This window comes from Dokdonella fugitiva (assembly GCF_014138265.1).
Taxonomy (GTDB): Bacteria; Pseudomonadota; Gammaproteobacteria; order Xanthomonadales; family Rhodanobacteraceae; genus Dokdonella_A; species Dokdonella_A fugitiva_A.
Genome location: NZ_JACGXL010000005.1, coordinates 100,042 through 120,937, shown reverse-complemented (window position 1 = coordinate 120,937; position 20,896 = coordinate 100,042). Strand labels below are relative to the sequence as shown.

Below are 20,896 nucleotides of genomic sequence, written 5' to 3'. Positions count from 1 at the left end.
TCCTCCGTGCACGCTCGACGGACCCGGCGGTACCTGCTGCTCGCGTTGCTCCTTTCGATGTTCCCGCTGCCCGCGGTCGCCGGCGGCGCGGTGTTCTGGCTCGGCGGCGGCGGTGCGCCGTGCAACTTCGGTTCGTTGCCGATCGCGCTCGGCGCCGTGCCGCAGGGTGCGACGATCCGCATCGCCGACAACCAGACGTACGCGAACACGAATCTCACGATCTCGAACAGGAGCGTGACGCTGCAAGGCGGCTGGGCGGATTGCGCGGGCACGCCTTCCGCGCAGCGCGCGCTCATCGAAGGCGCAGCCGGCGCGAACCTGCCGGTGCTGCGCATCCAGGCCGCGGGCACGTCGCGCAGCGTGCGGCTCGAACACCTCGAGATCCGCGGCGGAACGCGCTCGGGCATCGAGGTCGACGGACTGCTCGACGTGCGCCTCGACGACACCCTGGTCACGGCGAACAGCGCTGCCGACGGCGGCGGCGTCTCCGTGACGGGCGTGTCGCCGGCGCAGACCGTGCTGCGCCTCGTGCACAGCACGGTCGGTACACCCGACGTCGGAAGCGGCGACGGCAACGCGGCGACGTTCGGCGGCGGCGTGTACTGTGCCGACGCGCGCGTGCAGCTGAGCAGCGCGCTCGTGCAGGGCAACCACGCCGACTACGGCGGCGGCATCGCGCTGCTCGCCTGCGATCTCGACGCGGGCGCTGCCGCGCTCGTCGCTGCCGGCCATCCCTTGCTGTCGGCGCTCGTGCGCGACAACACCGCGACGTTCTTCGGCGGCGGCCTGTACGCGACGAATGCGAGCGACATCGGCCTCGACAACGACCATCAGCCCGTCGCGTTCGAGGCGAATCGCGCGAGCCGCGGCGGCGGCATCCACCTCAGCGCCGCGGGCACCCGGTTCCACGGCGCCGGCATCACGCTCGCCGGCAACAGCGTGGGCGCCTTCGGTGCCGCCGCCTACGTCGAAAGTGGCGCGTATCTCGCGCTCGAACGTGGCGCCGACGGCGGTACGTCGTGCGCGCGCGACGCCGTGTGCAGCCGCATCGTCGACAACGCGGTCGACGATGTGCCGACCGCGGCCGCCAGCGCGCTGCAGGTGATCGATGCGGTCGCGGTGCTCGCGCAGACGGAAATCACCGGCAACGTCTCCCACTCGGGCCAGGCCCTGATCCGCCTCGACGGCAGCAGCGGCGTGCGCGTGCTCGACAGCCTCGTGCACGACAACGACGCCGGCGCGGGCCGGCTGTTCGTGCTCTACGGCACCGACAACGTATTCACGCTCGGCGCGAGCACGGTCGTGGCGAACGCGACGCTGTCGCCGATGGCCGGCGTGTACCTGAGCGGCGGCGCCGCGGGACTGCATTTCGACCGCAGCATCGTCTGGCAACCCGGCGTGCTCGTGCAGGACACGAGCGCGGGCGAAACGGTGACGAGCACGTGCATGAACGTGCACGCGGGCGCCGGCATCGACGGCGTCACCAGCGATCCGGGCTTCGTCGATGCGGCGCACGGCGACTTGCGCCTGCGCACCGACTCGCCGAACGTCGACGCCTGCACCGATACCGTCGCCGTGTCCGGCACCGGCGAAACGCACGTCGACGTCGCCGGGCATCCGCGCCCGCAGTCACCGATGGGGTCGCCGACGCCGTTCGACCGCGGCGCGCACGAACTCGCCGATCTCATCTTCGCCGACGGCTTCGATCCGCCGCCGCTCGTGCCATGACGCGCATGGAGCAATTCCATACGCGCCGTCGTCGCGCGTGGTTCACTGCGCGGCGAGCTTGCGCAGCCGCTTCAAGCCTTCTTCCTGGATCTGCCGCGCGCGCTCGCGCGAAATACCGAGGTCGCGGCCGATGTCGGCGAGCGATTGCACCGGCGTGCCGTCGAGGCCGAAGCGGCGCTGCAGCACGAGGCGCTGGCGTTCGTTGAGGCGGCCGATGAGGTCGGCGAGGCGCTCGCTGCCGATCACCGCGGCGGGCTCGTTCGCGCCGTCGTCGCCGTCCTGGATCGTGCCGATGAGCGCGCGCTCGCCCGCATCGAGCGCGTCGAGCGAATCGACGCGCTCGCTCACGCGGAACAATTCGGCGACGTCCTGCACGCTCTTGCCGACGACCTCGGCGATCTGGTCGAGGCTCGGCGCGGCGCCGATGCGCGCGGCGAGTTCGCGTTCCGCGCGAAGCACCTGGGCGAGCTCGCGCAGCACGTGCACGGGCAGGCGCACGGTGCGGCCCTGGTTCATCACGGCCGACTGCACCGCTTCGCGGATCCACCAGACCGCGTAGGTCGAGAAGCGCAGCCTGCGCGCCGGATCGAACTTGCCGACCGCGCGGATGAGGCCGAGGTTGCCTTCGGCGATGAGATCCATGAGCGGCACGCCGCGGCCGACGTACGACCGCGCGACGCTGACGACGAGGCGCAGGTTCGCCTCGATGAGGCGGCGGCGCGCGTCGGCGTCGCCCGCCTGCACGCGCTCGGCGAGCGCCCATTCCTCGCGCGCACCGAGCAGTTCGATGTAGCCGATCTCGCCGAGGTATGCACTCGCGGAACTGCGCGCCTCTTCGTCCTGCGGCTCGATCGCCTCGACGAGGTCGAGGATCTCGTCGTGCGCGTGCGGATCGGGAGCGTCGGGCATCACCGGCGCAGCTTAACGCCGACGAGACCGCTTGCGTCACCGCCGCGCATGCCGCTCAACGTCGCGGCAGGAAATCGACGGGGTTCGCCGGCTTGCCGTTGCGGCGGATCTCGAAATGGAGCGAGTCGCGGCTCGCGCTGCTCGAACCCATCTCGGCGATCACCTGCCCCGCCTTCACGCGATCGCCTTCCTTGACCAAGCGCTTGCTGTTGTGGCCGTACGCGGACAGGAAGCTCGGGCTGTGCTTGATGATGATGAGTTCGCCGTAGCCGATGAGCCCGTTGCCGCTGTAGACGACCGCACCGTCGGCGGCCGCGCGCACGGGATCGCCCGCCTTGCCCGCGATGTCGATGCCCTGGCGCGTCGGGTCGCCCGCCGCGTAGCTGCCGACTACCGGACCGTCGGCGGGCCAGCGCCAGCTCACTTCGCCCGCCGGCAATGCGGGTTCGGGCGCGGGCGGCGCCGCCGGTTTCGCTGGCGGTGCGGGCACGGGGGCCGCGGCCGCCGTTGCGGGCGTCGGCGTCGTCGACGATGCACCCGATGCCGGCGGCGCCGTGGTCGGCGCGTTCTTCGGGGGCGCGGGTGGCGTGGCTGGCGACACACCCGAAGCGGACGTCGCGGCGACGGGCGCTGCGGGAGCCGGCGCGGGCGTCGCTGCGAGCGGTTCGAATGCGCCCGGCTTCGCCGCATCGTTCGTCGCTTTCGGCGCTACCGCGGCCGCCGTCGCTCGCGGCGTCGGCGCGCTGGTCACGCGTGCGGGAGCCGATGCGCCCGCGACCGGCAGCGGCACGCGTCGGGATGCGCTCGTGCGCAATTCCTGGCCGACGTAGATCGTGTACGGCGCGGCGATGCCGTTCCATTCCGCGAGTTCGCGGTAGTCGACACCGTGACGGAACGCGATGCTGTAGAGCGTGTCGCCGCGTTGCACCCGATACGTATCGCCGGCGGCCGACGCCGGCTTCGCGGCAACCGCTTCGCGTTCGGGCGGCGGACCACCGAGGCTGCGGTCCTCGACCGGCGCGGGGCCGGTCGATGCGCATCCGGCGACGACCACGGCCAGGATCAGGGCTGCAAGTCCGTGCGGCGCGCGCATTCCGCGTAAATATCTCGGCATGCCAATATGTTACCGGATAAACTTCAAGTAGACGACCAAGCCGACGAGCGAGAGCACGATCGCCCAGCCGACCCATTCGATCCAGCGGTGCAGCAGATCCTCGGCGCGCTTGCCGCCGAGGCGGATCGCACCGGCGAGCAGGAACACGCGCTTGCCGCGACCGACGATCATGCCGCCGACGAACGGCAGCAACGGCATGCCGACGATGCCGGAGGCCCAGGTGAAGATCTTCAGCGGCACCGGGATGAACCCCGCCGCGACGAGCATCCAGAACGCCTGCCACGGATGCGCGCCCATCTGCGTGCGCAATTCGGCGACGAGCGCGTCGATCTTCGGCAGCCAGCCGAGCCAGGCGAACAGCGGTCGCATCGCGTCGAACGCGTAGTGGCCGAGCGTGTAGGCGATCAGCGCGCCAACCAGCGAACAGGCGAGGCTCACGCCCGCATAGCGCGCCCAGCGCTGCGGCCTGGCGAGCACCATCGGCGCCAGCATGATCTCCGGCGCGATCGGGAAGATGATCGCCTCGACGAAACTCAGAATGCCGAGGTAGCGCTCCGCGAGCGGATGCGAGGCCCACACCAGTGCTCGTTCGTACAGCGGTCGGAACAGTTTCATCGCGTGCGTTCCGTGCGAATCGTCCCGTGGCGTTCCATCATTGCATCGTTCATCCGACCCCTCCGAGCAGCGGCACGAAACTCACCGCGCCGAGATTCTCGGACACGAATCCGTCGTCGCCATGACGCACGCGCAACAGGCCCTGCCGACCCGACGGGCCGACCGGCGCGACCAGGCAACCGTCCTTCGCCAGTTGCGCGAGCAGCGCGGGCTCGAGCGCGGCGCCGGCCGCGGTCACGATGATCGCGTCGAACGGCCCTTCCTCGGGCCAACCGAGGCGGCCGTCGTCGTGCTTGGAGCGGATGTTGGACAGGCCGAGCTTGCGGAAACGGCGGCGCGCGTTGCGCAGCAGTTCGTCGATGCGCTCGACCGTATGCACCTGCTCGACGAGCGCGGCGAGCACCGCGCACTGGTAGCCCGAACCGGTGCCGACCTCGAGCACGCGACGCGGCAGCTTCGTTTCGATCAGCGCTTCGGTCATGCGCGCGACCACCCACGGCTGCGAGATCGTCTGGCCCTGCCCGATCGGCAACGCGGTGTCCTCGTACGCACGCGAGGCGAGCGCTTCGTCGATGAACAGGTGGCGCGGCAGCTGGCGCATGACGTCGAGCACGCGCCGATCGCGGATGCCCTCGGCGACGAGGCGATCGACGAGGCGATCGCGCGCGCGCTGCGAGGTCATGCCGAGGCCGCGCGACGACGGATCCTGGCGCGAGAAGAGCGGGCTCATCGCTGGCGACTCATCGGGTCAGGCCGCTCCCGCCAGTCCCGGTTGCAACGCCGCGACCCAGCCGCTGACCTTCTCGAGCGCCTGGAAGCGCGTGAGGTCGACGTGGATCGGCGTGATCGAGACGTAGCCGTCGCGCACCGCGTTGAAGTCGGTGCCGGGGCCGTCGTCGGCGGCTTCGCCGGGCGGGCCGATCCAGTAGATCGGCCGGCCGCGCGGATCGGTCTGCGCGATGCACGGCGCCGAACGGTGGCGGCGCCCGAGACGCGTGACCGCAAGGCCGCGGATCTCCTGCCACGGCAGGTCCGGCACGTTCACGTTGAGGATCGTGTCGGCTGGCAGCGGGTCGACGAGCAGGCGGCGCATGAGCAGCAGCACGGCTTCGGCGGCGCTGTCGAAATGCGTGCCCTTGTGGTCCTTCGTCACGAGCGACACGGCGATCGCCGGCAGGCCGAGGAAGCGCCCTTCCATCGCCGCCGAGACGGTGCCCGAATAGATCACGTCGTCGCCGAGGTTGGCCGCGTTGTTGATGCCCGAGACGACGATGTCGGGCTCGTGGTCGAGCAGTCCGGACAGCGCGAGGTGCACGCAGTCGGTCGGCGTGCCGGCGACGCGCCAGCGTCCGTCGTCGAGGCGCAGCGCGCGGATCGGTGCGTCGAGGGTCAGCGAATTGCTCGCGCCGGAGCGGTCGCGGTCGGGCGCGACCACGGTGACGTCACCGACCGCGCCGAGGCGTTGCGCGAGCACGCGGATGCCCGGTGCGTCGACGCCATCATCGTTTGAAACCAGGACTCGCATGCGGCTTCCTGCGCCGCGCCAGCGCGCACGGCGCACACCAGCGGAAGCGTCTCGGGGAAGCCTGAATGATAGCGGATCGGGCCCGCGGCCGCAGATGCGGGCCCACGCCGGGACACCCGGCACGGTGCCCGGTTGTCGCTGCCGAGCCGCGTCGCTACTCTCGGGCCGCCGCCCGTGCGAGCGAGGAATCCGCATGCCTGCGACCAGCGACGAGGAGTACGCGCAACGGCGCGCGAAGGTCCTTGACGAGATCTGACGACAAATCCTGGTCGGCGCGCGTGCGCGACGCGCTGCGCCGACGCGACGAGGCCGTGCCCGAACCGAGTGGGCCCGCGGCGACGGACGACGACGCGCGCCTGTTCCGCGAATCGATCGGCGACGTGCGTCGCCTGCCGGAACCGGCCGTCGCGGAACCGACGCGGTCGCGACCGGCCGCGGAGCCGCTGCAATCCGAACGCGACGAAGCGAGCGTGCGCGACGAACTGCTCACGCACGCGATCGATCCCGCCGCGATCGAACTCGGCGAGGCGATCAGCTACCTCAAGGCGGGGCAGCCGCCCAAGCTGCTGCAGAAGCTGCGCCGCGGCCAGTTCAGCGTGCGCGCGGAGATCGACCTGCACGAAATGAGCGTCGCCGTCGCGCGCGAGGCGATCCGCCAGTTCCTCGACGACTGCCGCCGCCACGACGAGTTGTGCGTGCGCATCGTGCACGGCAAGGGCTTGCGCTCCAAGGCGCACGGTCCGGTATTGAAGCAGCTCACCGACACCCTGCTGCGCCGGCGCGCGGACGTGCTCGCCTTCGCGTCGGCACGCCCCGCCCAGGGCGGCACGGGCGCGGTGATCGTTCTCCTGCAAGGCACGTAGGGCGGTACGCGCGACGCGCGTGCCGCCGATGCCACGCGGCAAAGAACCTCAACCGTCGTTGCGGGCGAGGCGTTCCGGACGCGTCGGGTAGTTCACCCACATCACGGTCGCATGGCGGCGCAGCGCCCACTGGTTCACCGCGATGACCTTGCCGTAGTCGATGTCGCCGTCGTACGACGTGCGCGCGATGCCGTTGCGGCCGCCACTGCCGGCGCATGCCGACAGGCCCAGGCAAAGCAGTACTGCCACTCCAATCGCCAGCGATCGCATGACAACCTCCGCTTCGGGATGCCGCGACCACGGCGCCGATCGCCGCGGCCGCGAGGTCACCATACGCCCGAACGGCGCGCCGGACATGTGTCCCGCCGTGCAAAACCGTCGATTCGGCGCATCACGCCATCGCGGCATGCCAGTCGCACAACTCCCGCAACACGGTCGTCGCGAAGCTGCCGGCGCCGAGCCCGAATTCGACCACGAGCCGGTCCGGTGCCTCCCACGCATGGGCGAGGCCGGTCGCGCGCAGGCGCAGCGCACGCCGCTCCTGCTCGAGCCCGGCCTGCTCGAGCCCTTGCGCGAACGCCGCGGACGCGGCGACCGCGGCGCGTTCGAGCACGGCGACGTCGCCGGCGGAACGCAGCTCGCCGCGTCCCCACAACGGGCCGGTCGGATGGATGTCGAACACGGCGAGGCGACGCGCGAGCTCGTCGGTCCACGCCTCCGGACCGAAGATCGCATGCGTGCCATCGAGCATCCACACCTCGCCGTCGAGTGCGCGGTCCCAGTCGCCGCGCTCGACGCGCGACGCGAGCACCGCGTTGAACAGCTCCGAGCGCGCCGCCGACAAGGCGATGCCGCGACGTTCGCGCGGCATGCGCTCGCCCGCGAACAGGCTCGCCGCGAGCGCGAGGTTGCCGCCGTCACGACCGAAACGCTGCTCGCCGAAATAGTTCGGCACGCCGCGAGCGGCGACCGCGGCGAGTCGTGCTTCGATCGTGTCGCGCGCGCCGCGCACGTCGCGCAGCACGATGCGGAAGCGGTTGCCGCGATGCGCTCCGCGCTTGAGCTTGCGGTTGTGGCGCGTCGCCGACAGCACGCGCACGCCCTCGATCGGAAGCGCCGACCAGTCCGGATCCGCGCGCCCCGCGAGCTGCACCGTGAACACCTGGCGCGTCACCGCATGGCGGTCCTTGAGCCCGGCGAAGCCGACCGCGAGCGGCACGACGCCGGCCGCGCGCGCGAGCTCGCGCGCGACCCACTCGGTGTTCGCGCCGGTCTTCTCGACCACGAGGAAGGCATGCTCGCCGCTGCCGGTCGGTTCGAAGCCGAGCACTTCGTCGACGCGGAAATCCGCGGGCTCGGCGCGCAGCACGCCGGTCGCCGGCGGCCCGCCGTGCGCGTACGGCAGGGTTTCGCTCACTCGAGCGCGTCCGGCTCGAGGCGACGCACGAGCGCCTGCAGGTCGGGTGCGTCGGGCGGCGCGACGGTGGCCGCCGCGGTGCGCTTGTGCAGCAGCACGATCGCGAACGCGGCGATGCCTTCGCCACGCCCGGTGAAGCCGAGCTTCTCGCTGGTGGTCGCCTTGACGCTGACGTCGCCGACCGTGCAGCCGAGGTCGGCGGCGAGGTTGCCTCGCATCGCCTCGACGTGCGGCGCGAGCTTGGGCCGTTCGCACACGACCGTGACGTCCGCGTTCGAAAGCGCGTACCCGCGCTCGATCGCCAGCGCCATGCAACGCAGCAGGAAATGCCGGCTGTCGACGTCCTTCCAGCGCGGATCGGTCGGCGGGAAGTGGTGGCCGATGTCGCCGAGGGCGAGCGCGCCGAGCAGCGCGTCGCAGAGCGCATGGATGACCACGTCGCCGTCCGAGTGTGCGACCACGCCGTGCGTGTGCGGCACGCGCACGCCGGCGAGGGTGACGTGGTCACCCGGTCCGAAGGCATGCACGTCGATGCCCTGGCCGATGCGTAGCGTCATGGCCGGTCTCCGCTCCTCGACAGAAGATACTCCGCCAGCGCGAGGTCCGCCGGTGTCGTCACCTTGATGTTGCTCTCCGCACCTTCGACGAGCAGCGGGCGATGGCCCGCGCGCTCCATCGCCATCGCCTCGTCGGTGATCGCGACGCCGTCGGCCTGCGCACGTTCGAGCGCCGCGACGAGTTCGCCGCGGCGGAACAGTTGCGGCGTGAGCGCACGCCAGCGCGCCTCGCGCGGTTCGGTCGCGGCGACGCGTGCGTCGGCGTCTGCGCGCTTGAGCGTGTCGCGCAGCGGCGCGGCGAGCAGGCCGCCGCCGGCCGCGCCGCCCTGCTCGACGAGCCGCGCGATATCGTCGCTGCGCACGCACGGACGCGCGGCGTCGTGCACGAGCACGAACGCGTCGTCGCCGACCTCGCGCGGCAGCGCGCGCAGGCCCGCGAGCACCGAACCACTGCGTTCGGCCGCACCGGCCGTGGCCAGCAGCGGCTTGCCGCCGACGCGGTCGCGCGGCGCCCATTCGCGATCGTCGGCGGCGAGCACGAGCATGATGCCGGCGATGCACGGCGTCGCGGCGAGGCGTTCGAGCGTCCACTCGAGGAGTGGTCGCCCCGCGAGCGCGACGTATTGCTTCGGGCGCTCGGCGCCGAAGCGCGCGCCGCGGCCCGCCGCGGGCACGACGCACCAGAATCGATCAGTGACCATGCACGTTCGCGTCGTCGTTCTTCACGGCGCCGTCGGGTTCGACGACCTGGTAGAACGTCTCGCCCGGCTTGAGCAGGCCGAGTTCGGAGCGCGCGCGCTCCTCGACCGCTTCCTCGCCGTGCTTGAGGTCCTCGACTTCGGCCGACAGCGTCTCGTTGCGCTTCTTCAGGCGTTCGTTCTCCGCCTTCTGCTCGGCGACGCGCTGCTGCAGCCGCCACACGTCGCGCAGGCCGCCCTGCCCCGTCCACAGGCGAACCTGCAGCGCGATCAACAGGATCACGAGGACGAGGGCGACCCAGCGCAGCACGTGCGCGGAACCTCAGCGACCGAAGTTCGGCAGGTTCGGGAACGCGTCCTTGCCGGCGTAGCGCGTGGCCGGGCCGAGCGCCTCCTCGATGCGCAGCAGCTGGTTGTACTTGGCGACGCGGTCGGAGCGGCACAGCGAGCCGGTCTTGATCTGCGTCGCCGCGGTCGACACCGAAAGGTCCGCGATCGTCGTGTCTTCGGTCTCGCCCGAACGGTGCGAGATGATCGAGGCGTACTTCGCCGCGTCGGCCATCGCGATCGCGTCGAGCGTTTCGGTCAGCGTGCCGATCTGGTTGACCTTGATCAGGATCGCGTTGGCGATGTGCTTGTCGATGCCCTGCTTGAAGATCGACGTGTTGGTGACGAACAGGTCGTCGCCGACGAGCTGCACGCGGTCGCCGAGGCGATCGGTCAGCTTCTTCCAGCCGTCCCAGTCGCCTTCGGCCATGCCGTCCTCGATCGTGACGATCGGATACTTGGCGCACCAGCCGGCGTAGAACTCGATCAGCTGTTCCGCGCTCAGCACCTTGCCCTCGCCTTCGAGGTGGTAGGCGCCGTCCTTGTAGAACTCGGAACTCGCGACGTCGAGGCCGAGCCAGATGTCCTTGCCGATCGCGTAGCCGGCCTTCTCGACCGCCGCGAGGATCGTCTCGATCGCTTCCTCGTTCGACTTGAGGTTCGGCGCGAAGCCGCCTTCGTCGCCGACCGCGGTGTTGAGGCCGCGCCCCTTCAGCACCGACTTCAGTGCGTGGAAGATCTCGGTGCCCGCGCGCAGGCCTTCGGCGAAGCTCGGCAGGCCGATGGGCAGGACCATGAATTCCTGCATGTCGACGTTGTTGTCCGCATGCGCACCGCCGTTGATGATGTTCATCATCGGCACCGGCAGGCGTGCGGCGCGATCACCCGCGAGGTACTTCCACAGCGGCAGCTTCTTCGACGCAGCGACCGCGTGCGCGTTGGCGAGCGAGACGCCGAGCAGCGCGTTCGCACCGAGTTTGCCCTTGTTCGGCGTGCCGTCGAGCGCGATCAGCTTCGCATCGAGCCCTCGCTGGTCGGCGGCATCGAAGCCCTTCAATGCTTCCGCGATCGTCGTGTTGACGTTGGCGACCGCGTTGCGCACGCCCTTGCCGAGGTAGCGCGCCTTGTCGCCGTCGCGCAGCTCGACCGCCTCGCGCGAACCGGTCGACGCACCGGACGGCACCGCGGCACGACCGAGCGACCCGTCGGCGAGCGTGACTTCGGCTTCGAGGGTCGGGTTGCCGCGCGAATCGAGGATCTCGCGGGCATGGATGCGTTCAATTCGGCTCACTGCTTGCACTCCGGCATCTTGATGGTGGGGTCGGGGAACAATTTGCGGTCCGGTTGCCACGAAATGCGCGTGACGCCGTAGGGCTTGAGCGCCTTGAACGTCTGCTTCGAGAGCGCCGCGTCGCGGCACGAAGCGACGACGATGACGCAGCGCAGCGGCTGGCCTTCGCGTCGCCGGACGACTTCGGCGGTGAACATCGACGGCGACATGTTCTGGCCGTCGATGCCGAATTGCAGTTGCGGCGAATAGGTGGCGACGACGCTCGCACCGGTGCAGTCGTCGTGGCCGGTGTTCACCTTCGGCGCAGGTTCGTCCGCGTGCGCGCACGCGCATGCGAGGAACGCCGTCGCCGCCATCGCGCGCCGGATCCGCCCGAGACTTGCCTTGGGCGCGGACGTCATCGCGATGCGACCGCGGCTGCGCGCGCCGGGAACGCGAAGATCACGACAGCGACCGCGCAACGACCATCGAACCGCATCGTGCCTCCGTCAGACCGTTTCGAGGAAACCGTTGCGCTTGCCGATGCGGTCGAACTCGACCAGCGTCTCGAGCAGCGCCTGCATCTTGCCGAGCGGCCACGCATTCGGCCCGTCGCTGAGCGCCTTGTCCGGATCCGGATGCGTTTCCATGAAGATGCCCGCGATGCCGACCGCGACCGCAGCGCGCGACAGCACCGGGACGAACTCGCGCTGGCCGCCGGACTTTCCGTCCGCGCCGCCCGGAAGCTGCACCGAATGGGTAGCGTCGAACACGACCGGGCAGCCGGTGTCGCGCATCACGGCGAGGCTGCGCATGTCGGACACGAGGTTGTTGTAGCCGAAGCTCGCGCCGCGTTCGCAGACCATGATCTGCTCGTTGCCGGTCGCCTTCGCCTTCGCCGCGACGTGCTTCATCTCCCACGGCGAGAGGAACTGGCCCTTCTTGATGTTGACCGGCTTGCCCGCGCTGGCGACGTTCTGGATGAAGTCGGTCTGGCGGCACAGGAATGCCGGCGTCTGCAGCACGTCGACGACGCTCGCGACTTCGGCCATTGGCGTGTACTCGTGCACGTCGGTGAGCACCGGCACGCCGACCTGCCGCTTCACCTCGGCGAGCACCTTGAGGCCCTGCTCGAGGCCGGGGCCGCGGAAGCTCGTGCCGGAGGTGCGGTTCGCCTTGTCGAAGCTCGACTTGAAGATGAAAGGCACGCCGAGCCTGCCGGTGATCTCCTTGAGCCGGCCCGCGGTGTCGAGCTGCAGCTGCATCGACTCGATCACGCAAGGCCCGGCGATGAGGAACAGCGGCTTGTCGAGGCCGACCTCGAACCCGCAGAGGTTCATGCCACCGCTTCCTTCGCATCCGCCGCGGCGAGGCGCGGCGCTTCGCGCACGGCCTTCTGCTCGCGCGCGGCACGCACGAAGCCGATGAACAGCGGGTGGCCGTCGCGCGGGGTCGAGGTGAATTCCGGGTGCGCCTGACAGGCGACGAACCACGGATGGTTCGGCAGCTCGACCATCTCGACGAGCAGGTCGTCCATCGACTTGCCCGAGATGACGAGGCCGAGGTCCTCGAACTTCTGGCGATAGCGGTTGTTGAACTCGTAACGGTGGCGGTGGCGCTCGCGCACGACGTCCTGGCCGTACAGCTCGCGCGACAGCGTGCCTGCCTTGAGGCGGCACTCCTGCGCGCCGAGGCGCATCGTGCCGCCCTTGTCGGAACTCTCGTCGCGCTTCTCGACCTCGCCGGCGCCGGTCGTCCACTCGGTGATCAGCGCGATCACCGGATCGGAACAGTTGCGGTCGTTCTCGCTCGAATTCGCGCCGGAGAGACCGGCGATGCTGCGCGCGAAGTCGACCACCGCCGCGTGCATGCCGTAGCAGATGCCGAAATACGGGATGCGATGCTCGCGCGCGTAGCGCGCCGCGGCGATCTTGCCTTCGAAGCCGCGCTTGCCGAAGCCGCCCGGCACGAGGATGCCGTCGGCGTCCTTGAGCATGTCGGCGCCCTTGCGTTCGATCTCCTCCGATTCGACCCAACGCAGGTTCACGCGGGTCTTCTGCTTGATGCCGCCGTGGCGCAGCGCCTCGCCGAGCGACTTGTAGGCGTCCTTGTGCTCGACGTACTTGCCGACGATCGCGATCGTGACCTCGCCCTGCGGGTGCTCGACCGCCTCGACCGTGCGCTCCCAGCCGGACAGGTCCGCCGGCTTCGCCGCGAGGCGCAGCTTGTCGATGACGATCTCGTCGAGGCCCTGGCTGTGCAGCCACATCGGCAGCTGGTAGATGACGTCGACGTCGGTCGCGCTGATGACCGCTTTCTCGGGCACGTTGGTGAACAGCGCGATCTTGCGCCGCTCGCTCTGCGGCAGCGGCTGCTCGCAGCGGCACAGCAGCACGTCGGGCTGGATGCCGATCGAACGCAGTTCCTTCACCGAATGCTGCGTCGGCTTGGTCTTGATCTCGCCGGCGGCCTTGATGTAAGGCACCAGCGTGAGGTGCATGAAGATCGCCTGCTCGGCGCCGTGCTCGATGCGGATCTGGCGGATCGCCTCGAGGAACGGCAACGATTCGATGTCGCCGACCGTGCCGCCGATCTCGACCAGCGCGACGTCGTAACCCTGCGTCGCCTCGTAGATGCGGTGCTTGATCTCGTCGGTGATGTGCGGGATCACCTGCACGGTCGCGCCGAGGTAGTCGCCGCGGCGCTCCTTGGCGATCACGCTCTCGTAGATCTTGCCGGTCGTGATGGAGTTCTTGCCGGTCAACCGCGTGCGCACGAAGCGCTCGTAGTGGCCTAGGTCGAGGTCGGTTTCGGCGCCGTCGTCGGTGACGTACACCTCGCCGTGCTGGAACGGGCTCATCGTGCCCGGGTCGACGTTGATGTACGGATCGAGCTTCATCATCGTCACGCGCAGCCCGCGTGCTTCGAGGATGGCAGCCAGCGACGCAGCGGCGATGCCCTTGCCAAGCGAGGACACCACGCCGCCGGTCACGAAAATGAGGGGGGTCATGGACGGAGCTTTCTGCCGGAAACCCGTATTCTAGTGGCTCCGCCGTTCCCGCGCACCCTTGCGCATCGGCGCGAATCGCCGCAGCGGTCGCCCTCCCGACCCGCGCGCGCCCACCTTTCCGCCAAGCTGAACATCCGTCGAACGGACGCGCCCGGCTACGACGCGCCTCGTGATAGGAAGCCCGCCGTGGCGCCGTTCTGAGGGGTGACGGCCGCCATGGGCGGTCACGACGGAGCCCATCGATGCGATTCTTCTTCCTGTTGTCGGCCGTGTTCGGCCTCGCCTCGACGTCGGCGCGGGCCGCCGACATCAGCGTGGGCGCCGGTGCCGCCTGCACCGCCCATTCGGTCGGCGAGGCGCTCGCGATCGCCGCCGGCACGCCCGAGGTGGACACGATCCGCCTCGCCGACGACCAACCCTACGCCGGGCTCGCCCTCGACATTCACACGTCGGTGAACCTCGTCGGCGGGCATGCCGCCTGCGGCGACGCGACGCCGACCGGCAACACCCGCCTCGAGGGAACCGGCACCTGGGCCACCGTCGCCGTGTTCGGCCCGAACGGCGACGGCGTCGACGTTCGCCTGGAACACCTCGAGATCAGCGGCGGCGGCATCGGCGGCGACATCGGCAGCTTCGGCGGCGTCGCCATCGAAGGCGTCGCGCGTGTGCACGTCGCCGACGTCGCCATCCACCACAACCGCGCGATCTACGGCGGCGGCATCGGCGTGTCCGGTGCGAGCGCGCGCCTCGTCCTCGAGCGCAACGTCGACGTCCACGACAACCAGGCGACGTTCGGCGGTGGCCTGTATGTCGAGACCGCGACGGCGAACATCCGCCCGCAAGCGGTCGCCGTGCACGACAACCTCGCCGTGTCCGGCGGCGGCGTCGCGATCTCGGGTGGCCTGGTCAACGTCGGCAGCGACATCGACGACCCCGCCACGCCGATCACCGGCTTCCTCGTCGCCGGCAACGGCGCCAGCGGCAACGGCGGCGGCGTGCACGTGGCGGGCGCGAACGGCATGCTGCTCGCCGACGACATCGTCGTGCGCGACAACCAGGCGAGCGAAGGCGGCGGCGTGTTCGCCACCGACGGCGGCTACGCCCAGTTCGCCAGCAACCTGACCGGCCCGTTCCGCCACTGCCCACCGTCGCTCGAATGCCTGCGCGTCTCCGGCAACCGCGCGACGCGCGGCGGCGGCGTCGCGGTGCGTGCCGGCGGCACCGGCCACCTTTCTCGCACGATCGTCCGCGGCAACGTGGCGGCGCGCGGCTCGGCGCTGTCGATCGCCGACGAGAACTCGACGCTGCGCGGATTCGGCCTGCTCGTCGTGCGGAATCGCTGCGACGACGCCGAACCGCAGTGCGACACGATCGGCATGAGCGCAGGCACCGCGCGCTTCCAGTACGCGACGTTCGCCGACAACGCCGGCCGGCCGCTGCTGCTGTTCGGCGACGGCGTGCCCGGCAATTCGCGCACGATCGTCTCGATGGATTCGACGCTCGTTTCCGGCAAGCCGATGATCTTCGGCACCAATGGCGCGGCGCCGATCTTCGCCGCCGACTGCGTCATGAAGGACAGCGGCGCGATCGAGGGCGGCATGGGCCGCAGCGACATCGGTCCGATCACGTTCCAGGACCCGGCGCGCGGCGACTTCCGCCTCGCCGCGGGCAATCGCGCGATCGACTACTGCGACGACACCCACGCACCGGTCGAGGATCCGGACCTCGACGGCACCCCGCGCGGCATCGAAGGCCCGGGCGCGAACGACCTCGGCCGCTACGACCTCGGCGCCTACGAGTTCGATCGCGTCTTCACGTCGGGGATGGAAGCGCCGCGCTGACGAACACGTACGGAGGGCGGGCCTTGGCCCGCCTCGCGTCGCGCGACACGATCGCGAAGGAGCGGCGGGCCGGGGCCCGGCCTACAGCGGATCGACCGGAGCGGACACCGGGAAGCGCCGCTTCGCCTCGAGCTGCCAGAAGATCCACGCCGATACCGCGGTGACGAGGCCCATGCAGACGAAGGTCGCGTGGAACGCCGGCAGCGTCGCCGCGCCACGCGCGGCACCGAACACCGCAGTGAACGCGGCGAGCAGGCCGCTCGCCATCGCCACGCCGAGGCTCATCGACAGCATCATCACCATCGACAGCAGGCTGTTGCCGCCGCTCGCGAGGTCGCCCTCGAGGTCGCGCAGGGTGACCGTGTTCATCGCGGTGAACTGCAGCGAGTTGACCATGCCGAACGCGGCGAGCTGGACGATGCGCAGCCATGCCGGCTGCGCCGGCCCGATCAGCGCGAAGCTCGCCATCGCCGCACCGACGAGCAAGGTGTTGACGAGCAACACGCGCCGGTAACCGAACGTCTTCACGATCGGCACGATCAGGCGCTTGGACACGATCCCCGCGAGCGCGACCGGGATCATCATCATGCCCGCCTCGGTCGGCGAATGACCGAGGCCGACCTGCAGCAGCAGCGGGATCAGGAACGGCATGCTGCCGCTGCCCAGCCGCGAGAACAGGTTGCCGAGCACGCCGACGCGGTAGCTGTGCACGGCGAACAGCGCGAGCGGGAACAGCGGCCGCGGACTGCGCGTCGCGTGCAGCCAGTAGGCGACGAAACTCGCGAGGCCGAAGATCAGCAGCACGAGCATGCCCGCGTGCTGCGTGCCGAGCTCGGTCAGTCCGGCGAGCGCGAGCGAGATCGCGACCATGCTGAAGGACAGCATGAAGTAGCCGCCGAGGTCGAAGCGCGCGACGGCGCTGCGCGCGTCCGGCATGAAGCGCAGGGTCGCGAGCGCGGCGATCGCGCCGACCGGCAGGTTGATGAGGAAGATCCAGTGCCAGGAGATCGCCTCGACCAGCCAGCCGCCGAGGGTCGGGCCGATCAGCGGGCCGATCATGCCCGGGATCGTCACGAAGCTCATCGCGGCGAGGAAGTCCTTGCGCGGCACCGAGCGCAGCACCGCGAGGCGTCCGACCGGCAGCAGCATCGCGCCGCCGATGCCCTGCACGACGCGCGACGCCGCGAGCTGCACGAGCGTGTGCGACTGTGCGCACAGCAGCGAGCCGAGCGTGAACAGCACGATCGCGCCGAAGAACACGCGACGCGTGCCGAAGCGGTCGGCGAGCCAGCCCGACGCGGGGATCAGCATCGCCATCGTCAGGGAGTAGGCGATCACGACCGATTGCATGCGCAACGGGCTCTCGCCGAGCCCGGTCGCCATCGCCGGCAGCGCGGTGTTGACGATGGTCGAGTCGAGCATCTGCATGAATACGCCGAGCGCGACGAGCCACAGCAGGGCGCGGGACGGCGTCGCGGCGGTCGGTTCGGTCGTCATCGGCGCGTGCAGTGTAGTCGACGATCGCTGAACCGCCTCGGCCGCTTGACCCCCGGCGCCGTGCTCGCCATGCTGTTTTGCTGCGCGTCCCCCGCCGGACGCGAAGAACCGATCCGGCGTCCCGTTTCCGACGCTCCAACGCGTACCAAGAGTCCTTGCATGAGCAGTCGCTACAACGCCGCCGACATCGAAGTCCTCTCCGGCCTGGACCCGGTCAAGCGCCGGCCGGGCATGTACACCGACACGTCGCGGCCGAACCACCTCGCGCAGGAAGTCATCGACAACTCGGTCGACGAAGCACTCGCCGGGCATGCGAAGACGATCGACGTGACCGTGTTCACGGACGGCTCGGTCGAAGTCGCCGACGACGGCCGCGGCATGCCGGTCGACATCCATCCCGAGGAAGGCATCCCGGGCGTCGAACTCATCCTCACGCGCCTGCACGCGGGCGGCAAGTTCTCCAACCGCAACTATCAGTTCTCGGGCGGCCTGCACGGCGTCGGCGTGTCGGTCGTCAACGCGCTGTCGCAGCGCGTCGAGGTGACGATCCGCCGCGACGGCCAGGTCTATCGCATGGACTTCAAGGACGGCGAACGCGCGAGCAACCTCGGCGTGACCGGCACCGTGCCGAAGAAGCAGACCGGCACGACCGTGCGCTTCTGGCCCGACCCGAAGTACTTCGACTCGCCGAAGATCGCGCTCGCGCGCCTCAAGCACGTGCTGCGCGCGAAGGCGGTGCTGTGCGCAGGCCTCACCGTGCGCCTCACCGACGAGGCGAGCGGCGAGAAACTCGAGTGGTACTACGAGGACGGCCTGCGCGACTACCTGCGCTCGATGCTCGGCGCGGTCGAATACCTGCCCGCCGACCTGTATGTCGGCCATCACCAGCGCGAGAACGGCGCGGTCGAGTTCGCGGTGGCCTGGCTGCCCGAAGGCGAGCTCACGCAGGAAAGCTACGTCAACCTCATCCCGACCGCGCAGGGCGGCACGCACGTGAACGGCCTGCGTTCCGGCCTCACCAATGCGCTGCGCGAGTTCTGCGAGTTCCGCAACCTGCTGCCACGCGGCATCAAGCTCGCGCCCGAGGACGTCTGGGACCGGCTCTGCTTCGTGCTGTCGCTGAAGATGACCGACCCGCAGTTCTCCGGCCAGACGAAGGAACGCCTGTCCTCGCGCGACGCCGCCGGTTTCGTCGAGAACGCGGTGCACGACGGTTTCTCGCTCTACCTCAACCAGCACGTCGAGATCGGCGAGAAGATCGCCCAGCTCGCGATCGAGCGCGCGACGCTCCGGCTCAAGGCCGAGAAGCAGATCGTGCGCAAGAAGATCACGCAGGGCCCGGCCCTGCCCGGCAAGCTCGCCGACTGCGCGTCGAGCGACCTGTCGCGTACCGAACTGTTCCTCGTCGAAGGCGACTCCGCGGGCGGTTCCGCGCGACAGGCGCGCGACAAGGATTTCCAGGCGATCCTGCCGCTGCGCGGCAAGATCCTCAACACTTGGGAGGTCGAATCCGGTTCGGTGCTCGCTTCGCAGGAAGTGCACGACCTCGCGGTCGCGATCGGCTGCGACCCGGGCAAGGACGACATCTCCGGCCTGCGCTACGGCAAGGTCGTCATCCTCGCCGACGCCGACTCCGACGGCCTGCACATCGCGACCCTGCTGTCGGCGCTGTTCCTGCGCCATTTCCCGAAACTCGTGCGCGACGGCCACGTGTTCGTCGCGATGCCGCCGCTGTTCCGCGTCGACGTCGGCAAGCAGGTGTTCTATTGCCTCGACGAAGCCGAGCGCGACGCGATGCTCGAGAAGATCCAGCGCGAGAAAATCAGGGGGGCGGTCAGCACCACGCGCTTCAAGGGCCTCGGCGAGATGAATCCGTCGCAGCTGCGCGAATCGACGATCCATCCCGACACGCGCCGCCTCGTGCAGCTCACCATCGAGGCCGACGACGGCACCTCGAAGGTGATGGACATGCTGCTGTCGAAGAAGCGCGCGAGCGATCGCAAGGAATGGCTCGAGACGAAGGGCGACCTCGCTTCGCTCGAGGTCTGAGCCTGCTCGCGGCGAACGGAATCCGGCGCGTTAAACCCGCGGCCGGCGACCCGCATCGAAGCGGAGCCGGCGGTCGCCACCGCCGCGCGCGCGGGATCGCGCGCGCGTTCCTTGTCCGATCGGGAGAACCGCCTTGCACGTGTTCGCGTCATTCCGTTCCCTCGTCGTCCTCGTCGCTCTGACCTGCGCGGGCTGTGCCTCTCCAGGCGCACGCGAATCGCCCCGCCTCGATCGCGCTGCGCTCGATCGCCGCGTCGAGGCGCTGATGGCGCAGGCGCACGTGCCCGGGCTTGCGCTCGCGCTCGTCCGAGACGGCCAGGTCGTCTACGTGAAGGGCTACGGCGAACGCGACACCGGGCGGCAGCTGCCGCTGCAGGCCGACACGGTCATGTACGCCGCGTCGCTGACCAAGGCCACGTTCGCGTACGGTGTGATGATGATGGCCGACGAGGGACGCATCGACCTCGATCGGTCGATCGATGCGCTGCTCGCCAAGCCGCTGCCCGAGTACGACAAGTACGCCGACCTCGCCGGCGACGAACGCTGGCGCCTGCTGACGCCACGCATCCTGCTCAGCCATCGCTCCGGCTTCGCGAATTTCCGCTTCTGGCAGCCGGGCAAGCCGTACGATCCGGACGGCAAGCTGTTCTTCTACTTCGATCCCGGCACGCGCTTCGCGTATTCGGGCGAAGGCATCAACCTGCTGCAGTTCGCGCTCGAGAATGGCGGCGGCATCGACGTCGGCGACTACCTCGGCACGCATCTGTTCGAGCGCTTCGGCATGACGCGCACGTCACTGACCTGGCGCAGCGATTTCGAAGGCAACGTCGCGATCGGCTACGACGAGCATGGCGCAGCGCTCGGCCACAAGCAGCGCGGCAGCGTGCGCGCGGCGGGCTCGATGGACACGACGGTCGACGACTATGCGCATCTGCTCGCCGCGATGGTGCGTGGCGACGGCCTGCGACCGCGACGCACGCGGCGTGGCAGGCGCCGCAGGTGCGCATCCGATCCGCGCAGCAGTTCCCGACGATGGGCGTCGCCGACACCGACGACGACGACGGCATCGCGTTGTCGTACGCGCTCGGCATCGCGCGCTTCGAATCGCCGCGCGGCCCGGCCTGGTTCAAGGAGGGCCACGACGACGGCACCAACAACCTCGCGCTCTGCCTCGCGCGCTCGCGCGACTGCGTGCTGCTCATGAGCAACAGCTCGAACGGCGAATCGATCTTCCCGCAGCTGATCGAGGCGACGCTCGGGCCGGTCTGCTTCCCGTGGTACTGGGCCGGCTACATCCCGTTCGATCATCCCGAATGGAAGGCGCCGGGCGCGCACCCGCCGTGCCGGCGCACCGGCGACGGACCCGCGTGAACGCGGCACCCCGCAAGGCGGAGCCGGGGTTCCGCCATGCGGCGTAGGGACGGCTCGGCGACCGCGTACCGACGCCGCCCGCTCCCCGTGTCGCGCCGCCTGCGC

Annotated in this window: 20 protein-coding genes and 1 pseudogene; 6 read left to right on the top strand and 15 right to left on the bottom strand. The window is 70.0% G+C overall.

Going from position 1 to position 20,896, the window contains the following annotated elements; translation table 11 throughout:
* Positions 1 to 6: 6 nt before the first annotated feature.
* Entirely contained in the window at positions 7 to 1,728 is a 1,722-nt protein-coding gene (locus tag FHW12_RS15100; protein ID WP_182531875.1) for a hypothetical protein, read from the top strand.
* A 42-nt stretch (positions 1,729 to 1,770) separates the two neighbouring features.
* On the opposite strand, the gene FHW12_RS15095 is transcribed toward FHW12_RS15100, so the two are convergent.
* From FHW12_RS15095 to surE, 5 genes are all read right to left on the bottom strand, one after another.
* A complete protein-coding gene (locus FHW12_RS15095; RefSeq protein WP_182531874.1) occupies positions 1,771 to 2,637 on the bottom strand; it encodes a sigma-70 family RNA polymerase sigma factor in 867 nt (288 codons plus the stop codon).
* A gap of 55 nt (positions 2,638 to 2,692) precedes the next feature.
* Positions 2,693 to 3,691 (bottom strand): peptidoglycan DD-metalloendopeptidase family protein, encoded by a 999-nt coding sequence (locus FHW12_RS15090; RefSeq protein WP_310735256.1) that lies wholly within the window; start codon positions 3,689 to 3,691, stop codon positions 2,693 to 2,695.
* A gap of 69 nt (positions 3,692 to 3,760) precedes the next feature.
* A complete protein-coding gene (locus FHW12_RS15085; RefSeq protein ID WP_182531872.1) occupies positions 3,761 to 4,366 on the bottom strand; it encodes a YqaA family protein in 606 nt (201 codons plus the stop codon).
* Between the two features lie 49 nt (positions 4,367 to 4,415).
* The gene (locus FHW12_RS15080) at positions 4,416 to 5,096 is read right to left on the bottom strand and encodes a protein-L-isoaspartate(D-aspartate) O-methyltransferase (protein ID WP_182531871.1); all 681 of its coding nucleotides are present in this window, start codon (positions 5,094 to 5,096) and stop codon (positions 4,416 to 4,418) included.
* Between the two features lie 18 nt (positions 5,097 to 5,114).
* Positions 5,115 to 5,891, bottom strand: coding sequence for a 5'/3'-nucleotidase SurE (gene surE, locus FHW12_RS15075; protein WP_182531870.1), 777 nt, complete (start codon positions 5,889 to 5,891; stop codon positions 5,115 to 5,117).
* Between the two features lie 242 nt (positions 5,892 to 6,133).
* Here surE and FHW12_RS15070 point away from each other — a divergent pair, with 242 nt between their 5' ends.
* The gene (locus FHW12_RS15070) at positions 6,134 to 6,754 is read left to right on the top strand and encodes a Smr/MutS family protein (protein ID WP_310735255.1); all 621 of its coding nucleotides are present in this window, start codon (positions 6,134 to 6,136) and stop codon (positions 6,752 to 6,754) included.
* Positions 6,755 to 6,802: 48 nt separating this feature from the next.
* Here the strand turns inward: FHW12_RS15070 and FHW12_RS15065 are convergent, their stop codons facing one another.
* The 9 genes and pseudogenes from FHW12_RS15065 to FHW12_RS15025 all read right to left on the bottom strand — a co-directional run bounded on the left by FHW12_RS15065 (position 6,803) and on the right by FHW12_RS15025 (position 14,033).
* A complete protein-coding gene (locus FHW12_RS15065) occupies positions 6,803 to 7,003 on the bottom strand; it encodes a hypothetical protein (protein WP_182531868.1) in 201 nt (66 codons plus the stop codon).
* A gap of 142 nt (positions 7,004 to 7,145) precedes the next feature.
* On the bottom strand, positions 7,146 to 8,171 hold the full coding sequence (gene truD / locus FHW12_RS15060; RefSeq protein ID WP_182531867.1) for a tRNA pseudouridine(13) synthase TruD: 1,026 nt from the start codon (positions 8,169 to 8,171) through the stop codon (positions 7,146 to 7,148).
* A 74-nt stretch (positions 8,172 to 8,245) separates the two neighbouring features.
* Positions 8,246 to 8,728: pseudogene (ispF, locus tag FHW12_RS15055) on the bottom strand (2-C-methyl-D-erythritol 2,4-cyclodiphosphate synthase); the annotation flags it as partial.
* Complete coding sequence (gene ispD, locus FHW12_RS15050; protein ID WP_182531865.1) at positions 8,725 to 9,429, bottom strand: 2-C-methyl-D-erythritol 4-phosphate cytidylyltransferase; 705 nt, start codon at positions 9,427 to 9,429, stop codon at positions 8,725 to 8,727. The gene ispD and the pseudogene ispF, both read right to left, overlap by 4 nt.
* Positions 9,419 to 9,736 (bottom strand): cell division protein FtsB, encoded by a 318-nt coding sequence (gene ftsB, locus FHW12_RS15045; RefSeq protein WP_182531864.1) that lies wholly within the window; start codon positions 9,734 to 9,736, stop codon positions 9,419 to 9,421. Before ftsB ends, ispD begins: the two co-directional genes overlap by 11 nt.
* Positions 9,737 to 9,748: 12 nt before the next feature.
* Entirely contained in the window at positions 9,749 to 11,044 is a 1,296-nt protein-coding gene (gene eno / locus FHW12_RS15040; protein ID WP_182531863.1) for a phosphopyruvate hydratase, read from the bottom strand.
* Positions 11,041 to 11,400, bottom strand: a complete 360-nt coding sequence (locus FHW12_RS21370) for a hypothetical protein (protein ID WP_182531862.1) — start codon at positions 11,398 to 11,400, stop codon at positions 11,041 to 11,043. The genes eno and FHW12_RS21370 overlap by 4 nt, the downstream gene beginning before the upstream one ends.
* Positions 11,401 to 11,532: 132 nt before the next feature.
* On the bottom strand, positions 11,533 to 12,363 hold the full coding sequence (gene kdsA, locus FHW12_RS15030; RefSeq protein ID WP_182531861.1) for a 3-deoxy-8-phosphooctulonate synthase: 831 nt from the start codon (positions 12,361 to 12,363) through the stop codon (positions 11,533 to 11,535).
* Complete coding sequence (locus FHW12_RS15025; RefSeq protein WP_182531860.1) at positions 12,360 to 14,033, bottom strand: CTP synthase; 1,674 nt, start codon at positions 14,031 to 14,033, stop codon at positions 12,360 to 12,362. The genes kdsA and FHW12_RS15025 overlap by 4 nt, the downstream gene beginning before the upstream one ends.
* Before the next feature lie 242 nt (positions 14,034 to 14,275).
* Here FHW12_RS15025 and FHW12_RS15020 point away from each other — a divergent pair, with 242 nt between their 5' ends.
* Entirely contained in the window at positions 14,276 to 15,874 is a 1,599-nt protein-coding gene (locus tag FHW12_RS15020; RefSeq protein WP_182531859.1) for a hypothetical protein, read from the top strand.
* Positions 15,875 to 15,955: 81 nt separating this feature from the next.
* Here the strand turns inward: FHW12_RS15020 and mdtD are convergent, their stop codons facing one another.
* A complete protein-coding gene (gene mdtD / locus FHW12_RS15015; RefSeq protein ID WP_182531858.1) occupies positions 15,956 to 17,371 on the bottom strand; it encodes a multidrug transporter subunit MdtD in 1,416 nt (471 codons plus the stop codon).
* 159 nt (positions 17,372 to 17,530) lie between these two features.
* Here mdtD and parE point away from each other — a divergent pair, with 159 nt between their 5' ends.
* The 3 genes from parE to FHW12_RS15000 all read left to right on the top strand — a co-directional run bounded on the left by parE (position 17,531) and on the right by FHW12_RS15000 (position 20,791).
* Entirely contained in the window at positions 17,531 to 19,420 is a 1,890-nt protein-coding gene (gene parE / locus FHW12_RS15010; protein ID WP_182531857.1) for a DNA topoisomerase IV subunit B, read from the top strand.
* 139 nt (positions 19,421 to 19,559) lie between these two features.
* Positions 19,560 to 20,624, top strand: coding sequence for a serine hydrolase domain-containing protein (locus FHW12_RS15005; protein ID WP_182531856.1), 1,065 nt, complete (start codon positions 19,560 to 19,562; stop codon positions 20,622 to 20,624).
* Positions 20,621 to 20,791, top strand: a complete 171-nt coding sequence (locus FHW12_RS15000) for a hypothetical protein (RefSeq protein ID WP_182531855.1) — start codon at positions 20,621 to 20,623, stop codon at positions 20,789 to 20,791. Before FHW12_RS15005 ends, FHW12_RS15000 begins: the two co-directional genes overlap by 4 nt.
* Positions 20,792 to 20,896 lie beyond the last annotated feature (105 nt).